The sequence below is a fragment of the Microseira wollei NIES-4236 genome (assembly GCF_020521235.1).
Lineage (GTDB): Bacteria > Cyanobacteriota > Cyanobacteriia > Cyanobacteriales > Aerosakkonemataceae > Microseira > Microseira wollei.
Map to the genome: position 1 here is coordinate 38,999 of NZ_BLAY01000047.1, position 18,650 is coordinate 57,648.

The 18,650-nt window shown below is 46.4% G+C and carries 15 protein-coding genes; 9 read left to right on the forward strand and 6 right to left on the reverse strand.

From position 1 onward, the window contains the following. Positions 1-14 precede the first annotated feature (14 nt). From MiSe_RS17075 to MiSe_RS17085, 3 genes are all read left to right on the forward strand, one after another. A complete protein-coding gene (locus MiSe_RS17075) occupies positions 15-2,000 on the forward strand; it encodes a glycosyltransferase (protein WP_226582397.1) in 1,986 nt (661 codons plus the stop codon). Positions 2,001-2,029: 29 nt separating this feature from the next. Beyond that, positions 2,030-2,728 carry a PIG-L deacetylase family protein gene (locus MiSe_RS17080; RefSeq protein WP_226582400.1) on the forward strand — a complete coding sequence of 233 codons (699 nt, stop codon included), beginning with the start codon at positions 2,030-2,032 and terminating at the stop codon, positions 2,726-2,728. A gap of 61 nt (positions 2,729-2,789) precedes the next feature. Then, positions 2,790-3,167: an STAS domain-containing protein gene (locus MiSe_RS17085; RefSeq protein WP_307731445.1), complete on the forward strand. Its 378-nt coding sequence runs from the start codon at positions 2,790-2,792 to the stop codon at positions 3,165-3,167. Positions 3,168-3,375: 208 nt separating this feature from the next. Here MiSe_RS17085 and MiSe_RS17090 read toward each other — a convergent pair whose 3' ends face one another. Continuing rightward, positions 3,376-4,515, reverse strand: coding sequence for a PP2C family protein-serine/threonine phosphatase (locus MiSe_RS17090; RefSeq protein WP_226582403.1), 1,140 nt, complete (start codon positions 4,513-4,515; stop codon positions 3,376-3,378). A gap of 128 nt (positions 4,516-4,643) precedes the next feature. Between MiSe_RS17090 and MiSe_RS17095 the strand changes: the two genes are divergently transcribed. Continuing rightward, positions 4,644-5,057, forward strand: coding sequence for an ATP-binding protein (locus MiSe_RS17095; RefSeq protein WP_226582405.1), 414 nt, complete (start codon positions 4,644-4,646; stop codon positions 5,055-5,057). On the opposite strand, the gene MiSe_RS17100 is transcribed toward MiSe_RS17095, so the two are convergent. Then, positions 5,054-10,201, reverse strand: a complete 5,148-nt coding sequence (locus tag MiSe_RS17100) for a PAS domain S-box protein (protein WP_226582408.1) — start codon at positions 10,199-10,201, stop codon at positions 5,054-5,056. The two genes, MiSe_RS17095 and MiSe_RS17100, sit on opposite strands and share 4 nt — an antisense overlap. A 441-nt stretch (positions 10,202-10,642) precedes the next feature. After that, on the reverse strand, positions 10,643-11,941 hold the full coding sequence (gene hemL / locus MiSe_RS17105; protein WP_226582411.1) for a glutamate-1-semialdehyde 2,1-aminomutase: 1,299 nt from the start codon (positions 11,939-11,941) through the stop codon (positions 10,643-10,645). Positions 11,942-12,064: 123 nt separating this feature from the next. Between hemL and MiSe_RS17110 the strand changes: the two genes are divergently transcribed. Next, positions 12,065-12,286, forward strand: a complete 222-nt coding sequence (locus tag MiSe_RS17110; protein ID WP_226582413.1) for a ChaB family protein — start codon at positions 12,065-12,067, stop codon at positions 12,284-12,286. Between the two features lie 105 nt (positions 12,287-12,391). Next, a complete protein-coding gene (gene hisIE, locus MiSe_RS17115) occupies positions 12,392-13,060 on the forward strand; it encodes a bifunctional phosphoribosyl-AMP cyclohydrolase/phosphoribosyl-ATP diphosphatase HisIE (protein ID WP_226582416.1) in 669 nt (222 codons plus the stop codon). Positions 13,061-13,739: 679 nt separating this feature from the next. Here hisIE and MiSe_RS17120 read toward each other — a convergent pair. Both MiSe_RS17120 and MiSe_RS17125 read right to left on the reverse strand, forming a co-directional pair. Next, positions 13,740-15,140, reverse strand: a complete 1,401-nt coding sequence (locus MiSe_RS17120) for an MFS transporter (RefSeq protein ID WP_226582419.1) — start codon at positions 15,138-15,140, stop codon at positions 13,740-13,742. A gap of 294 nt (positions 15,141-15,434) precedes the next feature. Further along, positions 15,435-15,623, reverse strand: a complete 189-nt coding sequence (locus tag MiSe_RS17125; RefSeq protein ID WP_226582420.1) for a hypothetical protein — start codon at positions 15,621-15,623, stop codon at positions 15,435-15,437. A gap of 103 nt (positions 15,624-15,726) precedes the next feature. Between MiSe_RS17125 and MiSe_RS17130 the strand changes: the two genes are divergently transcribed. From MiSe_RS17130 to MiSe_RS17140, 3 genes are all read left to right on the forward strand, one after another. Then, on the forward strand, positions 15,727-16,896 hold the full coding sequence (locus MiSe_RS17130) for a tetratricopeptide repeat protein (protein ID WP_226582423.1): 1,170 nt from the start codon (positions 15,727-15,729) through the stop codon (positions 16,894-16,896). After that, entirely contained in the window at positions 16,853-17,278 is a 426-nt protein-coding gene (locus MiSe_RS17135; protein WP_226582426.1) for a hypothetical protein, read from the forward strand. The genes MiSe_RS17130 and MiSe_RS17135 overlap by 44 nt, the downstream gene beginning before the upstream one ends. A 136-nt stretch (positions 17,279-17,414) precedes the next feature. After that, on the forward strand, positions 17,415-18,173 hold the full coding sequence (locus MiSe_RS17140) for a sucrose-phosphate phosphatase (protein ID WP_226582428.1): 759 nt from the start codon (positions 17,415-17,417) through the stop codon (positions 18,171-18,173). Here the strand turns inward: MiSe_RS17140 and MiSe_RS17145 are convergent. Then, complete coding sequence (locus MiSe_RS17145) at positions 18,151-18,417, reverse strand: hypothetical protein (RefSeq protein WP_226582431.1); 267 nt, start codon at positions 18,415-18,417, stop codon at positions 18,151-18,153. The two genes, MiSe_RS17140 and MiSe_RS17145, sit on opposite strands and share 23 nt — an antisense overlap. Positions 18,418-18,650: the final 233 nt, after the last annotated feature.

Genomic DNA, 18,650 nt, shown 5'->3' on the forward strand with positions numbered 1-18,650 from the left:
TTAGTTGAGGTGTGATGGTTACTTCAAATTCTGTCTTAGAAAATTCAAATAATTTTTCCGGCAATATTCGCACTCGCTTGAAAAAGCGCACGCTATTATTTCGCTACCTGGCAGAAATTAACTTAATTTTTGGCGCGTGGTATTTGTACTGGCGCATCACCCATTCGGTTAATTTTGATGCGCTGTGGTTGGCAATTCCCTTGCTATTGGCAGAAATTTACAGCTATTTTGGCGGCGTGATGTTCACCATCGGGTTATGGCGTCCCGTAGAACGTCAGGTGAAATCTTTTGATAAAATGACGCCCCCCTTGCCAAAGGAAGAATGGCCTACAGTTGATGTTTTTGTCACTTGCTATAACGAGCCTACCGATATTGTAGAAGCAACTGCTAAATCGGCTTTAGCTTTAGATTATCCGCCCACAAAGTTGCGCGTTTACGTGTTAGATGATGGCAACTCAAAGGCGATGCGCGCGATGACGGAAAAGTTAAGTTTAGAAGATTTACAATCGCCCTTATTGCAACAGGAAGCTGAGGGAATTGATGGTGAGCGCGAGGGTCTAGTTGAGCGTCTTCAAGAATTAGATAATCTCTTACCCGACGTGCAAGCAGCGGAACAATTTTTGCAAGCCTATTCCGACGACTATTCTAAACATACGGTGGTGCAATTTTTACAAAGTCTGCGACAATACGTGCTGGGTATACCTCCTAAGTCTCAAAATCTGAAAGAACGCCTAAAACTAGAACGGCAATTACTGGAAGACGCGATTTATCAAAAAGAATTAGAATTAGTTGAACTGGCGCGCCTGCGCTATATTGCTCGTCCAAAACCTGCGGGTAAGCCTCACCATGCTAAAGCAGGTAACATTAATTACGCCCTGTTTGAAGCTGACACATCGGGCGAGTTTGTTATGACAATGGACGCCGATCATATTCTAGAACCACGCTTTATCAAGCGGGTTTTGCCGTATTTTTATACCTACGATTTGTTCAAAGGAAAATACGAAAGCAATCGCGTTGGCTTTGTCCAAACTCCCCAAGATTTTTATAACCTTCCTCAGGGCGATGTTTTCGGACATAGCGCGCATTTATTTTATGGCCCGATCCTGCAAGGAAAAGATGGTATGAATGCCGCTTTTTATACAGGAACGAATGCGATCATACGGCGTGAAGCCCTAGTTAGTGTGGGATTGCAGCATTTTTCTGATGACTGGGCAAAGGACGAGAATCGGTTATATGAAGCGGAATTAATTGGGGGCGTATCCAGCATCAGTATTACCGAAGATATGAATACGGCAATGCGCCTGCATTCTGCTGGATGGAAATCTGTTTATCACAACGAATTAATGGCAAAAGGTTTAGCACCCGATGACCTTAGTTCTACTTTAAAACAACGGTTGCGTTGGTCTCAAGGAACGATTCAAGTTTTACTGCGGGAAAATCCCCTCACAAAACCTGGGCTGACTTTTTGGCAGCGGCTACAGTATTTCCAAACCATGTATAGCTATTTTTCCGGATTTGCTACCTTGGTTTTTATTGTCTGCCCGATTATCTATTTCTTCACCGAGCAAATTCCGGTTAAAAGCTACGGTTCTGATTTTGCCATTCACTTTTTTCCAGCTTTTATCCTGAACCGGATGACGTTTTTAGCGGCGACTTGGGGCATTCCGGCGCGAGAACTTTGGAGATCGGAACAGTATGCGATCGCTCTGTTTCCCCTGTTTATCCAAGCCGTAGTCAGCGTGTTTACCAATCGCCCGATTAAATTCCAAGTCACGCCTAAACAGCGACAAGCTGGAATTTACGTCCAGCTGGTTTGGCCTCAATTACTCATCTTCGGCCTCACTATTTTAGGCATGTTGTGGAGCCTTTTCCACTTCGCGACTGGCAGTTTAGAATATCCCTGGGTGCATCTATTAAATGCAGGTTGGGCAATTTATAACTTGTCACTTTTGTGGAGCGTTATTCGCGCATCTATGTGGCAACCACCTGCTGATGCTTAATCTGTTATTTTCTTAATTTATCAGAGGTCATGAACGCCGATTTATTTTCCAATTCTTCTTCTTCCAACTCCAAGCAGCGGACTGTTTTGACAATTTATTCTCATGCTGACGATGAAGTGCTACCCGCTGCTGGAACCTTGCGTTTGATGTCGCTAGCTGGGTGGAAGGTTCGCTGTTTAATCTTAACCGATGGCAATCTTTCTCGTTCATCTATCAAAGGTCAACGGCACGAGGAAGCCGAAGCAGCAGGCAAGATTATCGGTGCAATTTATGAGTTTTACGCGCTGCAAGAGTGCAATTTCTCAACCCAAGAAGTCATCAGGGTTACGGAAGCAGCAATCCAGCGCATTCAACCGGATCTAATTATTACCCATGCCCCCCAATCGGAGAAATACGGACACCGAGATCATGAAGTTTGTTCGGTTGCGGTTTCTAACGTAGCAACGCGCAAAAATATTCCGCTGTGGTTCTCAGCACCGCCGGTTTTTCTGCGCGGGTTTGAGCCTAACTTTTTTGTCGATATCAGTTCGGTGATTGAGGACAAAGTTGCCGCGATTGGTTGTTATGAATCCGAGAGCGAGAAAACCTTTATGCAACTAGATGCAATTCTGGTTTTATCTCGGTTTTGGGCGCGGGAATTAGGTCAAAAAGACGGCTATTTTGAAGCTTTTGAAATTTCTCGGCATTGCGTTGATGCTAGATTTTTCACAGCTTTAGCAAGTCGTTAAACTTTTAGGCTATATCCCGAGAGTTAAAAGTTGTTAAAACCATTGATATCTGAGGCAAAAAATGTCAAAATTAGAATGGATAAAGAACCATCAGGAGAACCAAATGTTGAAAATGAAGGATGTATTACAAGTCATTGAACTAGAGGGAATTTTAGACGGTATTAAGGGAAATAAAATGCGTCGAGATGTTAGCGATATTGTGGACAAAGGCGTGGCAATAGTATTAGTAGATCTCCAGAAGGTATCGTTTATGGATAGTTCTGGTTTAGGGTCAATATTGTTAGCTTGCAAAACAGTACGGTCGGCTGGGGGTAAATTTTATATTTGCTCAATTAACGACCAAATTAGAATGTTGTTTGAATTGACTAAAATGGAGCGGGTTTTAACCCCCTTTGCTAATCGAGAAGAGTTCAACAAAGCTATTCTGGAAACCGAATAAGAACCTAGAAACCCGGTATTTTAAAGCAAGGCAGAGCCTCGCGCCTTTCGTTCCCAGGCTCTTGCCTGGGAACGAGATCTAACCCGGTATTTTAAAGCAAGGCAGAGCCTCGCGCCTTTCGTTCCCAGGCTCTTGCCTGGGAACGAGATCAGAGAGGCTCTGCCTCCGTTCAGCGAACCCGGTATTTTAAAAATACCGGGTTTCTGAGTCAACCAAAGTTAACCCTTAACAAAGACAAATCATCATCAAACGGTTGATGGCGATTCACATTGCGAATATGGTCTATGACTGACTCCAGATTAGAATTATTTGTGGTCAGCGAGTCAATAAAAGCATCGATTCCCCAAATCTCGCCATTTGGTTGAGGTATTTCGTAAGCGCCATCGCTAAAAACGTACAAATTACTGCCAGGAGGGATATCTAAATAACCATCTTCATACTCGGTATCAGGTAAGAAGCCAATTGGTAAACCTGAAGATTCCAGTCGTTTAACTTGGGTGCTTTCAGATGTGCCGGATAAAAGTACTGCGGGTGGATGTCCGGCGTTGGCATAAATCAGTTTCCGATTAATTTGGTCGTAAACTCCGTACCAGATAGTGAAATATTTCTCGCCTTGGTTCTCCATCTGGAAGGCATTATTGAGGGACTTCAGGACATTGCTGGGTTGAAAAAAGTTAGTGTTAGGGAGGGATTGCGATCGCAAAACATTCAACACAGAAACTGACAACAGCGCTGACCCGACTCCGTGTCCCGATACGTCCAACAAATACATGACTAAAAGGCTATCGTACAGCCAAAAATAGTCAAAACAATCGCCCCCCAATCTTGCTGATGGAATGAACCGCGCCTCTGTGGTCACAGTTCTTTTCAACGGAGAGGGTAAAAGACGACGCACGTATTCCGCCGCCTCGTCTAATTCGGCTTGCAGCTTTTGATTTGCCCCCTCTAAAGCTTGCTTTTGGCTTTGCAAATCTTTGTATAGCTGATTTAACCGTAACCCAGCTCTTACTCTCGCCTTTAATTCATTCATTTCAATCGGTTTGGAAACAAAATCATCCGCCCCTGCATCGAGTCCTTTAATCCGATCTTCAACATTGCTGCGCGCCGTTAGCAAAATCAAAAAAGTCGTTGCCAATTCTGGAGTCGCTTTAATCTGGCGACACACTTCCAATCCATCCACTTCTTCCATCATCCAGTCGCAAATAATTAAAGCCGGATGGTGCTGTTTGGCTTGGGCAATTCCTGCTTCGCCATTGCTGGCTAAAATTACTTCATAACCCTGGTTTTGGAGATTTTTTTTTAAAATCAGTTGCAAGGTAGGATCGTCATCAATGATTAAAATTACCATAAATCTTCAAAACTCTAAGTCGCGCCATCAGAAAACGATCTAATTGTTTTATTATACCTAAATAAATTTTATTTAAGGAAGAGCCTTTCAGATTACAATTAAAAGAATAGAAGAATTAGGGCAGCCAAATGTTAAAAAAAATTAATCTTAAAGTCAAGACAGATCTAGGGGTGTGTACAGAAGTCTTGTCCTGGTTTGAGCAGTTGAATCAGCCGCCCATTCCCGATAAAGATATTTGGTATAAGTGTCAAACGCTGCTTTGGGAAGCCTTTACGAATATTGCCGAACACGCTCATAAAGATTTACCGCCAGAAACGCCAATTGATCTTGAAGCAACGCGGTTTGAACGACATATAGAAATTCGGATTTGGTCTTATGGCCCTGGGTTTAACTTAAACCAGAAATTGCAAGAAATTCCCGAATTTGAAGACAATGACGACGAGCGAGGGCGGGGGTTGAAAATTATATCCATGTTAGCCGATAATTTTAGTTACGACCAAGTCAACGAGCGTAATTGTATGTTCATTTCCAAAGGTTATTAACGGTTTTGTAAATCAGCTTGAATGCGGTTGAAAATTTGTTCTAATTGTGCTAATAAATCCCTAGCTCCTTCAAGTTGTTGGGAACGAGCTAATTGTTCTAATTTTTCTGCGGTTACCCGCATGGAAGCAGCGCCAATATTGGCGCTAGCACCTTTAATGTGATGGGTTTCTCGCTCAAACTGCTGGAAATTATTCGATGCGATCGCGCGTTTAATTCCCGGCAAATGAACTTGAGTATCTTCAACGAACATCTGCAACAATTCTAATTCAAATTCCTCGTTATTTTCAGATAACTGATGCAAGTATTCCCAATCTATATCGGGTAAACTAGCCTGTGTTTCTTCATCCGAAATTCCTGCTTCTGTCGGTAAAATTGCGCGGCTAAACCGCTCTAAAAATTCAGCCAATTTTTCCTTAGAAATAGGCTTACTCAAATAATCATTCATCCCCGCATCGAGGCATTTTTGCCGGTCTTCTTGCCTCGCATTGGCCGTCATCGCGACAATTGAAGGGCGACGTCCGCCAGGGAAAGATTTTTCAGGACGGCGATTAATTTCTCGCGTAGTTTCAAAACCATCGAGAACCGGCATTTGGCAATCCATCAAAATCAAATCGTAGGGGATTTTTGCAATCAGCTGCAAAACTTCTTCCCCATTCGCGGCGACATCGGCATCATAGCCCAAACCTTTCAGTTGCTTCAGCGCTACTTTTTGATTTACCAAATTATCTTCAGCGAGTAGAATTCTTAATTTGCCATTGGTAATTGGTAATTGGTAATTGGTAATTGGTAATTGGGCATCCGATATAATTCCAGGTTCTGTTTGGAATTCTAAAACATTTGTAATAGCCTTAAAAAGCCGGGATGGTTTAATCGGTTTAACCAAATAAGTCGCAAATCCTATCTTGATTGCACGCTGCACTTCCTCCCGTTGATTCGTGGAGGCAAGCATAATCAGCGGCGTTTCAGCTAAAGCTAAATCCGACTTAATTTCCCAGCCCAAAGTGAGGCCATCAACTTGGGGCATTTGCATGTCAATTAACGCCACATCATAGGGCATATTTTGCGCCCAAGCCGCTTGTAAAGCATTAAAAGCAGCCGCCGCACTATCCGCCTCATCGACTGCCATTCCCCAACGCGCCGCTTGATGGTAAACAACCTTGCGATTGGTGGCGTTATCATCTACAACTAACAACCGCCGCTGGTGAAGAACTTTTGGATTTTCAACAGCAGAAACAGCCTTAGGTAAAGTAACTGTAAACCAGAATTTAGAACCTTTACCCAACTGACTTTCTAAGGCAATTTCTCCTCCCATTAAAGTAACCAACTCCTTGCAGATAGCCAACCCCAAACCCGTCCCGCCGTACTTGCGCGTTGTAGAAGCATCGACTTGAGTAAAAGGCGCAAAAAGTTTGCTTTGGTTTTCTGGGGCAATGCCAATTCCGGTATCCGTCACCGACAAGCAAATTGTAGCGCTACTAGCGGTTTCTGATAACAGTTCTGCTCGCAACACCACCTCGCCAACGCTGGTAAATTTAATCGCATTTCCAATTAGATTGGTGAGGATTTGTCGCAAGCGCCCCGCATCGCCTTGCAGATGAATGGGAACGTTTTGATAGACTAAACCCGCAAGTTCCAATCCTTTAGCATGAGCTTGGGGAGCGAGTAAGTCTAATACTTCTTCAATGCAGATAGATAGGTCGAAATCTAAGATTTCTAAATCCATCTCTCCGGCTTCGAGTTTGGATAGATCTAAGATTTCGTTAATTAAGCTTAAAAGCGCGTCCCCGCTGATGCGAATTGTTTCGACAAAATCTCGCTGTTCTGAGTCGAGATTACTGTCTAATAATAACCCGGTCATTCCCAAAACTGCATTCATGGGGGTGCGAATTTCGTGACTCATGTTCGCGAGAAATCGGGATTTAAATCGCGATGCTTCTAACGCGGCTTCCCTTGCTTCTACTAACTCGTTGATCGTGTCAGTCACCATTACAATGCCACCCACTTCGCCATCGGGATGACGCCAAGGTTCTATTGCCCAGCGCAGATAAATTTTCGAGCCATCTTCGCGTTCAAATACATCTTCTGGCGATGCGATCGCTTCCCCTTTTAGCGCCCGCTGATAAATTTCTTTCCATCTATCCGGAATATCCGGTAAAACTTGATAGTGACTGCAACCAATTATTACCAGACCTTCTAGGTCATAATCTATTAACCACTTATTACTATGCGCCAAATAGCGCAACTTTGTATCAAACATTGCCATAGCTACGGGGGCGCTGGCGATAATTTGTTGCAATTGCTGTCGCTCTCTTTCTAACGCCTCCTGTACCAACTTTCGCTCCGTAATATCCGTATCTGTCCCGGTCATGCGACACATTCTGCCTTCCCCGTCTTCAAATGCCGTGCCGCAAGAGAGAAACCACCGGATGCTGCCATTTTTATGCAGTCGCCGATGTTCGATTTCATACTGGAAGCTCTCGCCTACTAAATGAGCGTTGGTAGCCTCTAACACCAGTGGTAAATCTTCTGGATGCACAAGACTTCGCCACCCCTCCAAGGTGTTGGGAATATCCATGTCTGTAAAGCCCAGCGCCGCTTTAATCGTGGGGTCAATATAGATTTCCCCCGTGAGAATATTCCAATCCCAGACGCCCACATTGCCCGCACTAATTGCCAGTTCGTAGCGTTCCTGACTCACCCGCAGCGCCTCTTGCGTCCGCATCCTTTCGGTTACGTCGTTGAGCGTGCCAGATGTGCCTAATATTACATTATTTTTATCCCGGATCGGGCGGGCGTATACTTCCAGCCAGCGAAATTCCCCATCTTTGGTCAGATAGCGCAACTCGTGACGGCAGTATTCTTTTTTACCTTCAATCAAGGGGTGAAACAGCATTACGTGACGCGGGCGGTCATCGGGATGGATGCAATTAAACGAATCAGTGCCGATACTTTCATCGATGGAAAAGCCGGTAATTTCGGTCCAAGCGGGATTGAGAAATGTCCACAAACCTTGATTATCAGTTTGGAAAACAACCTCTCTGATATTGTTAACAACCGAGCGATATTTTTCTTCGCTTTCTTTGAGTGCGGCTTCTTTTTGCTTGCGATCGCTTATATCGCTGGCAATTGCCAAAAAACCCGTAATGTTATGTTCTGCGTCACGCAGCGCGCTGACCGATAACAATACCGGAAAGCGACTCCCATCTTTGCGGATATAATACCATTCGCGCTCAATGCGTTCGCCATGTCGCGTTTCGGCTAAAATTGCTTCCAATCCAGAGTTTATCCCTTTCCCCCCTACCGCCGATAGTTCCTGTTTATCGTGAAAAAAAGCAAGGGTTTTTTTCCCCACCACTTCTGCTGGCGCATATCCCAACAATGCTTGAGCTGCTGGATTAAAAGTGCGGATAATCCCATCTACATCTGTGGAAATAATCGCGTAATTTGCACTCTCTAAAATCGCCTGCTGTAACCGCGTTGTTTCCCGCAGGTCTAATTCTGCCTGTTTGCGATCGATAAACTGCCCGATTTGAGTGCTAATCGCCGCCATAATTTTGAGTAACTCGCCATCGTGCGGTTGAATTTCACGGCTGAAAAATATCAGTATCCCTAAAATTCCATTCTCATCTTTGATTGGTAAACCAAAAGCACCGTGCAGTCCTAACTTAGCCGCCATTGGAGCGCGGAGAAAATAATCCTCCTCTACCACATCTACCACCCAAATTGGTTTACCCCCACCCCAGATCCGACCGGGCAATCCCTCACCCACAGCAAAGCAGATCTGCCTGGTAACCACCTCAAACACTTCTGTTGGCTTTTTCAAAGCTTCATCTGCCAATAACGGCACGTGCCAAGTATGAATGCAACGCAGCAAATTCGACTGCCGATCTACGCCCCAAAGTTCGCCCCAATCCCATCCCAAGCTGAAGCACATCGCCTGTAAAATTTTGGGAATCGCCTCTGTAAACGTGTTAGATTCTGCCAATATGCACGTGATTGTTTGCTGCGCCCGCAAACGCCGTTCTGCTTGCTTGCGTTGAGTGCGATCGATGCCAGTACTGATGATGTATTTAATCGATCCATCCTGATTCAGCAGCGCAGTGTTTGACCAGGCAATTAGTCGCCGTCTCCCATCCCTGGTGACCCAATAATTTTCGTATTCATTCGGGAAGTTACCGCTAGTCAGCGAGGCAAATACAGCTTTTACTGGCTCGATTTCTTCAGGAATTAACAACAAATCCCAGAATTGCCGCTCCTTTACTTCCTCAAAGGAATAACCCGTTGTTTGCTCGCAAGCGCGGTTAAAGCGGATAATTTTTCCTTCAAGGTCTACAACTAAAACTAAAGCGCTGGCTGTATCCAAAATAGCGCTAATAAAATTCCGTTCTTGCTTGAGCGATGCTTCTGCTGCCTTGCGTTCGACAATCTCGCGATAGATCAGATAAAACACGAAAGCCAGAATCAAAAAAGCCAGAACGATACTGGTTGAAAAGGCGATAATTGTGTTTTTAGCACTCGATTTGGCGGATTTTTCTCGCTGGTTTAACAATGCCCGCTCCTGGGTTTGCATCTCGCTCACAATCGAGCGGATTTCCTCCATCAAGCGCGCGGGTTTCTCTCGCTCCTTGCGGATGAACTTCAATGTCGATTCAAATCCTCGGTATTTCCGCAAGGTAATCGTTGTATCGATTAAGGTCAGCCTTTGCGCGATCAGAGGTTCTAGGATATCGAGTTTCCGCCTCGCTGCGGGATGATTAGCCGTTAAGTGCTTCAGTTCTTTAATGTCTTGGTTGATGTGCGCGATCGCCTGGTTATAAGGTTCTAGATGCGACTCTTCTCCAGTAATCACATACCCCCGTTGACCAGTCTCGGCATTTGTAATATCAGTGAGGATGTGTTCTAGCTTTTCTATCACCTGATGCGAGTGTGCCGCCGACTTGCTAGTCTGTACGAGAGCGACAATACTCCGAGATGAAACCACACCTATCAATATTAAAATAACCGACGCCAATGCCAACCCAGACCCAATGCGCTGGAAAAATTTCTTGCGCCTTTTTGTTGCCTGTTGTAGTTCTCTAGCCTTGCTTACTAGAGCAGCTACCTTGCGCCGAAATTGCCGTGGCTTGATAATTTGAAAACCCACAATTGGTAAGATTTTAGATTTTAGATTTAACGCAAGTTGCTAATTGCTAATTGCTAATTGCTAATTGGGAGATAGCTTCGTAATCACCTAACATTAGCCATTAGCCATTAGCCATTAGCCATTAGCCATTAGCCATTAGCCATTAGCCATTAGCCATTAGCCATTACCCATTAGCCATTAGCCATTACCCATTACCCATTAGCCATTACCCATTAGCCATTAGCCATTACCCATTAGCCATTACCCATTAGCCATTACCCATTAGCCATTACCCATTAGCCATTAGCCATTACCCATTACCCATTAGCCATTACCCATTAGCCATTAGCCATTAGCCATTAGCCATTAGCTTCTATTTATGAGATAACTAGCAACTTGAGTTATTTAGTTTTTCGGCGAGGTAAGAAACCCGGTTTTTTCAAAAAACCGGGTTTCTGATGCTTACAAACTCGACATCACTTCTCTCGCTGCTGCCAAGGTTTTGTCAATATCTTCCTCAGTATGAGCCAAGGAAGTAAACCCAGCTTCAAACTGCGACGGTGCCAAATAAATACCCCGTTCTAACATGCCGCGATGGAAGCGACTAAACTTTTGCAAATCCGACTTTTTGGCATCCTCGTAATTATGAACCGGGCCAGCAGTAAAGAACAAACCAAACATACCGCTGATTTGACCGCCGCAAGCATCGTGACCAGTTTCTTTGGCAATTTGCAGCAAGCCATCCGCCAGCTTTTTGGTAATCTGATCCAAATACTCGTAAGTACCCGGTTTTTGCAATAATTCCAAGGTTTTGATCCCCGCCGTCATTGCCAGAGGATTGCCCGAAAGCGTCCCAGCTTGATACATCGGTCCAGCAGGTGCAACCATCGACATGATATCGCGCCGCCCGCCATAAGCTCCTACGGGCAACCCGCCGCCAATAATCTTACCTAACGTAGTCAAGTCGGGGGTAATGCCGAATTTTTCTTGGGCGCCGCCGTAGGCAATGCGGAAACCCGTCATCACTTCATCACATACCAGCAATGCCCCATTTTCCTGAGTTATCACGCGCAAACCTTCCAAAAAGCCCGCATCGGGGGGAATAAACCCGGCGTTTCCTACTACAGGTTCCAAAATCACCCCGGAAATTTGGTCGGGGTTTTCTGCAAATAAAGCTTTAACCGCTTCTAAGTCGTTGTAGGGTGCGGTGAGGGTATTGCTCGTGGTTGATTTGGGGACGCCGGGGGAGTCGGGTAAACCCAGCGTCGCGACGCCGGAACCCGCCTTGACCAAAAACATATCGGCGTGACCGTGGTAGCACCCTTCAAATTTAATCACTTTGTCGCGTCCGGTGAAGGCACGCATCAAGCGCAACACCGCCATGCAAGCTTCGGTACCGGAGTTGACAAAGCGCACCATTTCGATGCTGGGAACGGCATCGATTACCATTTCTGCCAGCACGTTTTCCAGGGCGCAGGGTGCGCCGAAGCTAGTGCCTTTTTCTAGGGTTTCGTGCAACGCCTTGATGACATCAGGATGGGTGTGACCGCAAATCGCTGGCCCCCAGCTGCCTACATAATCGATGTATTGGTTGCCATCCACATCCCAGATATAAGCGCCTTTGACACGGTCAAACACGATGGGTTGTCCTCCCACCGATTTAAACGCTCTCACTGGCGAACTCACGCCACCGGGCATCAACTGCTGCGCCGAGGCAAAAATTTCTTCTGATTTAGTGGTGTTCAAGCTCGTGCTAATCAACGTTAACTCCTTAATTTATCCTTGCGCTCTTTGTTTGTGGTTAAAAGGTCTGTCTTAGGATAGTCGGAAGCTGCGATTTACCATAATAGACTGTTTAGTTATCCTATCTAGAGTTCATTTACCATGCCCCCATACAAAACTAATCAAGATTTACCCACAGAAGTGCGACGTCTCCTTTCTGAATCCGCTCAAGACCTCTACCGCGCTGCGTTTAACTGCGCCCTGCAATGGTACGGCGATGAGTCTAAAGCTCACAAGGTCGCCGCTTGTGCCGTCCGCATTCAGACTGTCAGTCTTAACAGCGTCATTACCCTCGATTCCGTTACAAAACCACAAATTGCTTAATCTTTTTTAACAAAAACTGACAGCAAGTTTCGCGACCAGGCGTTGCATCAGGGTGCATCTCGCAGTTTTTGGTAAGATTAAAACGCTGCTGTCGCCATTGAATTTATGTCCGCTGCGGAACCAACGCCTTTAAGCTCTGCTATTCCCCTCGACCAAATTCGCTACGACGAACGGGGACTCGTCCCGGCAATCGTTCAAGATTATCTGGATGGTACGGTATTGATGATGGCTTGGATGAACCGCGAGTCGCTCGCCAAAACATTAGAAACAGGACGCACTTGGTTTTACAGTCGTTCTCGTGCCGAATTATGGCCTAAAGGGGAAACATCCGGGCACGTACAGAACGTGAAAAGTATCCGTTACGATTGCGACAGCGATGCTCTGCTGATAACAGTCGAGCAAATCGGGGATATTGCTTGTCATACGGGGGAACGCAGTTGCTTTCATCAAGTAGATGGACAAAAGATAGCACCGCCAGCGGATACATTGTCTCAGGTATTTGAAGTAATTTGCGCTCGCCGGGACAACCCTACCGAAAGTTCTTATACGTGCAAGTTATTTGAGGGCGGCGATAACAAGATTTTGAAAAAAATTGGCGAAGAAACCGCCGAAGTGGTAATGGCGTTTAAGGATGATGATAAGGATGCGATCGCCGGTGAAGTTGCCGACTTATTTTATCACACCTTGGTCGCTTTAGCTCATCATGGCGTTGATGTGAAAGCAGTTTATCGCAAATTACAAGAACGCCGCCCTGCTAATAAATTTTTTAAGTAACAATGGCTAATTGCTAATTGCTAATTGCTAATAGGAATATTTCCCGTCCCTACCATTAGCCATTACCTCGTTCCCAGGCTCTAGCTCGTTCTAGCTCGTTCCCAGGCTCTAGCTCGTTCTAGCTCGTTCCCAGGCTCCTGCCTGGGAATGAAGATTTTCAGGCTCCTGCCTGAAAATTATAAGTTTTACAGGACCCAGGCAAACACCAAAGTTTCTCTGAAAAATCGTCGCTTTGGAGCTAGAGATTTACGCAGAAACAAAGGTGACTCAGATCTTGCACCAAGGGTATCACCTTTGTTTCTTGCCAATAACTAAACCTGAAACTCTATATTTTTCGTGAAGAAACCCGGTTTCTCCGGTCTTGTTGAGAATGGTGCAAGATCTGAGGTGATAGGTTCTTCTTGCGTAAGTCCTGTTTTATCCCTCCCCTTTAACCATCCAAACTTGTCAAACCCACGATTTTTCAGATCGCCCTTTGTTTCTTTGGCGTCAGAAACCCGGTTTCTGAGTAGATTTCTCGCTGTCAAACCCACGATTTTTCAGAGAAACCCGGTTTCTGAGTAGACGATTTTTCAGATCGCCCTTTGTTTCTTTGGCTCGATGTAACTAGGAAATTACGTTATTTTAGCATTTTTATTTCTAGAACCCCGACTTCACAAGAGAAGTCGGGGTTCTGGTTTTAATTGTGATTTAACAAAATTCGGTCGAGATATTGCAAAATTCCAATTGTGACGATTACGCTCAAGGCTAAAAATAGCCAGAAACCATAAACAATTGAACGGTTTTGATCCATCGCGTAGCCACCTAAAGTAGGGCCAATAGCGTAGCCAGCAGCCCAACATAGGGAATTAATCGAAAGATAGACGCCGCGCAGGTCAACGGGTGCGATATCGGCGACGAGGGCAGAAGCGGAAGGGGTGTAAGATACAGTAGCGACTGCGAACGATCCCATCCCTAAAATTGCCCATGCTAAATGCCCTTTTGCAGCCACTCCTGTCACCCAAATCAAAATAAATCCCATCGCCCACAATAAGGCAGATACGCATAACGCTTGCGGGTGACTGAAGCGCCTTAAAGCACGGGAAGCGGGAATTAAACCCAAAATTGCTACAATCATCTGCCAGCTAAAAAGCGCACTAATAATTGGGGTAGAAAAACCCGTAGTTGAGACAAATTTACTGAAATAAAGGGGTAAAGTACTCTGGATTTGGGAAACGTAGGTAGTAAAGATAACATTGACCAAGAAGAAAACAACAAGGCGGCGATCGCGCAGTGCCGCCGCCCAACTTTGCATAGAATTAAGAAGACGCGGGGACGCAAAGAAGGGGAGACGCAAAGCTGGAGAAGGATCAAGCTCGGCGTTAGTCTGCTCTGATTGATTCGTCAACTTTTCAGGTGGGGTTCCCATCCCCATGGAAAAAACTCCCCCCGTCCCCGCCTCCCCGCCTCCCCGCGTCTCTTCTTGAATACCTTTTGTTTCTTCCCGGCAAGGGGATGGTCGATAGGGTTCTTGAATGGCTAAATAAACTACAGCAAAGAACGCGACAAACGAAATCGCATCAATGATAAACAACAAGCGATAAGTTCCCGAACTCCCAATTAACGCACCCCCTAAAACCACCCCAATTACCAATCCCAGATTATCTGCCAACCGCGTCACGGCATAAGCTTCGCGGCGCTGTTCTCCCTCAGTTAAATCTGCAATCACTGCTTCCGTAGCAGGCCAATATAAACCACTGCCAAAACCGCTCAGTAAATTTCCCAAAACCAAGGTAGAAAAATTGACAGTAATCGCTAACACCAAGGAAGCGACGGCAGAAATAGCAGATGAAAGTAATAGCGTGGGACGCCGTCCCCACTTGGGAGAGTCAGAAAACAAACCGCCGAGAATGCGTCCGGCGATGCCAGGAATAGAAGCGCTGCCCAACGCCAAACCAAGCTCAGTTGCGGATAGTCCTACTTGGTTGACAAAAAAGATGGGGGCATAAAACAAAGTAAAACCAGTGCCAATTTCCGAGAGGAAGCGACCCAAGGCGAGCATCCGAACTTGCGGATTGAGTTGCGGTAACCAAGAAAACATTAAGCGCGAGAAAGAGGGAACAAAGATAGTTTAGGCGCAGTCACAGGTCGGGGGAAAGTAGGGTGAGGTTTTACCAATTTCTTTGATTTTTTTCATCTTCTTAATATTCAATATCTCCCTCATCTGATATCCTAGTTGGGCGATAACGAAAATTTTCTGCAAGCTGTTGCTCTAAATTCCACCAAAAAGTCGATTGGTAAAGCTTGTCAGCACCCCGCTCTAAAGAGACGGGGCATCGTGCCTCAAATCTTTAGGTAGTTGACCAGCCTAAGTCCCGGCAACGGGGAAACTACGTTATCGGCAAGCGTTCAAGTTCCTACCAGGGAATGCGTAGCCAGTTCCCTGCTCTAGAACTCGGTCGTTAAACAGTTTTACGAGGGGTAAGACAGTGCGACTGGGACAGTACCGACCGATAACCTTGGCAAGGCTAACGTTACCCAGCAATGGGTTGGGGACAACCATATCCCCAGGAGGGGCAACCATACCCCTCCACCCCCGTGCATGGGACGGCATTGTTATTAATGCCTTGTCACGTTTCATCCACCACTTAAAAGATGGTGGTTTCCACGTTAGAGTGAGGTTTTAGATGAACCGCCTTCACACAACTATCGCCATTTTGGGATTCACCGCCGCACTGGGTAGCATGGATGCGGCTGCTTTTGCTCAGTCAACTCGCCCCCAAACAGGAACAACTCCAGCAGCCCAAACAAAACCCAAACCGTCAACCAGACAGGCGCAACCAACGCAACCGGAAAATCGACCTGCACCAGCCGCAGATAAACCAAAGCCAGCTAATACGCCCACCCAAGCCACAGAAGAACAGCCGACTCCAGCCGCAGATCAACCAAAGCCAGCTAATACGCCCACCCAAGCCACAGAAGAACAGCCGACTCCAGCCGCAGATCAACCAAAGCCAGCTAATACGCCAACCGAAGCCACAGAAGAACAGCCCACTCCAGCGGCAGATCAACCAAAGCCAGCTAATACGCCAACCGAAGCCACAGAAGAACAGCCCACTCCAGCGGCAGATCAACCAAAGCCAGCCACCCCAACAGAAACGCAAACGACGGCGATGGAGATCTACAATCGGGGGTTGGAAAAAGCAAAGCAAGGCAATTATAACGGAGCGATCGCAGATTACACCGAAGTAATTAAGCTCCAGCCAGATATGGCGGATGCCTACCTGCAACGGGCGATCGCATACTATTTCCTCAAAGACTATCCCAAAGCGATCGCCGATACCAGCGAAGCGATTAAGCTCAAACCGGAGATGGCAGACGCCCACCACTACCGGGGAGTTGCCCGCTACTTCCAAAAAGATTATCCAGGAGCGATTGCCGACAGCACCGAGGCAATCAGGCTCAATCCGAATAACGCCCAAGCTTATATCAACCGGGGTAACGCCTACGACGACCTCAAGGATCATAATAAAGCGATCGCCGATTACAACGAAGCCATCCGCCTCGAACCTAAAAACGAAAGGGCATACTACAATCGCGGCATTGCCTATAACCGACTCGACAAGCATCAAGACGCAATTCGCGATTATACCCAGGCAATTGCGATCAAAGCCGACTACGGGGAAGCCTTCTTCAACCGGGGCGTTACCTATTTCAGACTGGGAAACAGACAGGAAGCAACTAAAGACTTCGAGCGCGCCGTAGCTATATTTCAACAACAAGGCAATACAACTGCTGTCACCAATGCCCGCAATGCCCTCGCCGCCGTCAGAGGTAATCAGCCGCGTCGGCGATAAGAATTTTGGATTTCTCGTTCCCAGACTCCTGCCTGGGAAGGTGGATTTTGGATTTTCTCGTTCCCAGGCTCCTGCCTGGGAAGGTGGATTCGTTCCCAGACAGCTGCCTTTCTCTCGTTCCCAGGCTCCTGCCTGGGAATGTCGTTCCCAGGCTCCTGCCTGGGAATGTCGTTCTCTCGTTCCCAGACTCCTGCCTGGGAATGTCGTTCCCAGGCTCCTGCCTGGGAATGTCGTTCCCAGACTCCTGCCTGGGAATGTCGTTCCCAGACTCCTGCCTGGGAATGTCGTTCCCAGACTCCTGCCTGGGAATGTCGTTCCCAGACTCCTGCCTGGGAATGTCGTTCCCAGACTCCTGCCTGGGAATGTGGATTTTGGATTTTAAATTTTAGATTAGGTAATGGGTGATAAGTCGTCGGTTATGGCTAATAGGTCATGAGAAAAACCAATTAGCAATTACCCATTACCCATTACCAATCACCCTAACTAAATCCAAAATCCTTTCATCCAAAGAGGTTGCAGTGGCTAAATTTTTATTTGTAACAGACCTAGATCATACCCTCGTAGGCGACGACGCAGCGCTAAAAGAACTCAATCAGCGGTTGCAAGACTCAGCGCAGAAGCACGGCACTAAGATTGTTTATATCACCGGGCGATCGCTCACCCTCTATCGCCAACTCGCCACCGAAAAGCATCTGCTCCCACCCGATGCCCTCGTCACCTCAGTGGGTACCGAAATTTACTATAACCCCAATGACCCAGTTCCAGATCCCGCTTGGTCTGAACAACTCTCCCCAGGATGGGATCGGGATTTGGTAGCCGCCACCGGCGCCCATTTTGCCGATTTAGTTCCCCAACCCGACACCGAACAGCGACCCTTCAAAGTCAGCTATTTTCTGGCTGAGGAAGCCGCTATAGAAGTCTTACCAAGGTTAGAGACACTGTTACAAGAGCGCGGTTTAAACACCCGGTTAGTGTACAGTAGCAGCAAAGACCTAGATATTCTTCCCAAACGCGGCAACAAAGGTTTGGCAATGGAGTTTTTGCGCCACAAATGGGAATTTGACGCCACCCAAACCGTCGCCTGCGGCGATTCCGGCAACGACATCGCCTTGTTTAGTATGGGCAAAGAACGAGGTATTATTGTAGGAAATGCTCAGCCAGAACTTTTGCAATGGTACGAAATCAACCCGGCGGATTATGTATACCTAGCTAATGCTCATTGTGCGGCGGGAATTTTGGAAGGTTTGTACTACTTTAGCTTTCTGGGCAAAGATTGAACAGGGGAATGTCAGATTTCAGATTTGAGATTTCAGATTGAATTAAATTGATGTAGGGGCGGGTTTTACAAACAATAAGTGGCTCAAATAGACCAACTATATAAACCCGCCCCGTATTGATGCGATCTCTATGCCGCCGAACATAAAGAAACCCGGTTTCTCTGAAAAATATAGGTCGAAACCGGGTTTCTGAAAAAGCCAAGATCGCTGTTGTTGCATTTTCAGAAAAAGTAACCTTCTGCATCTTATACAGCGGTTTTCAATCGGGTGCAACACAACACTGTAGGGACACGGCATCAGTAAGTTTTGTCACCAACTCCCAGTTTTTCCCATGCCGTGTCCCTCACCCGCAGTAAGTTTTGTCACCAACTCCCAGTTTTTCCCATGCCGTGTCCCTCACCCGCAGTAAGTTTTGTCACCAACTCCCAGTTTTTCCCATGCCGTGTCCCTCACCCGCAGTAAGTTTTGTCACCAACT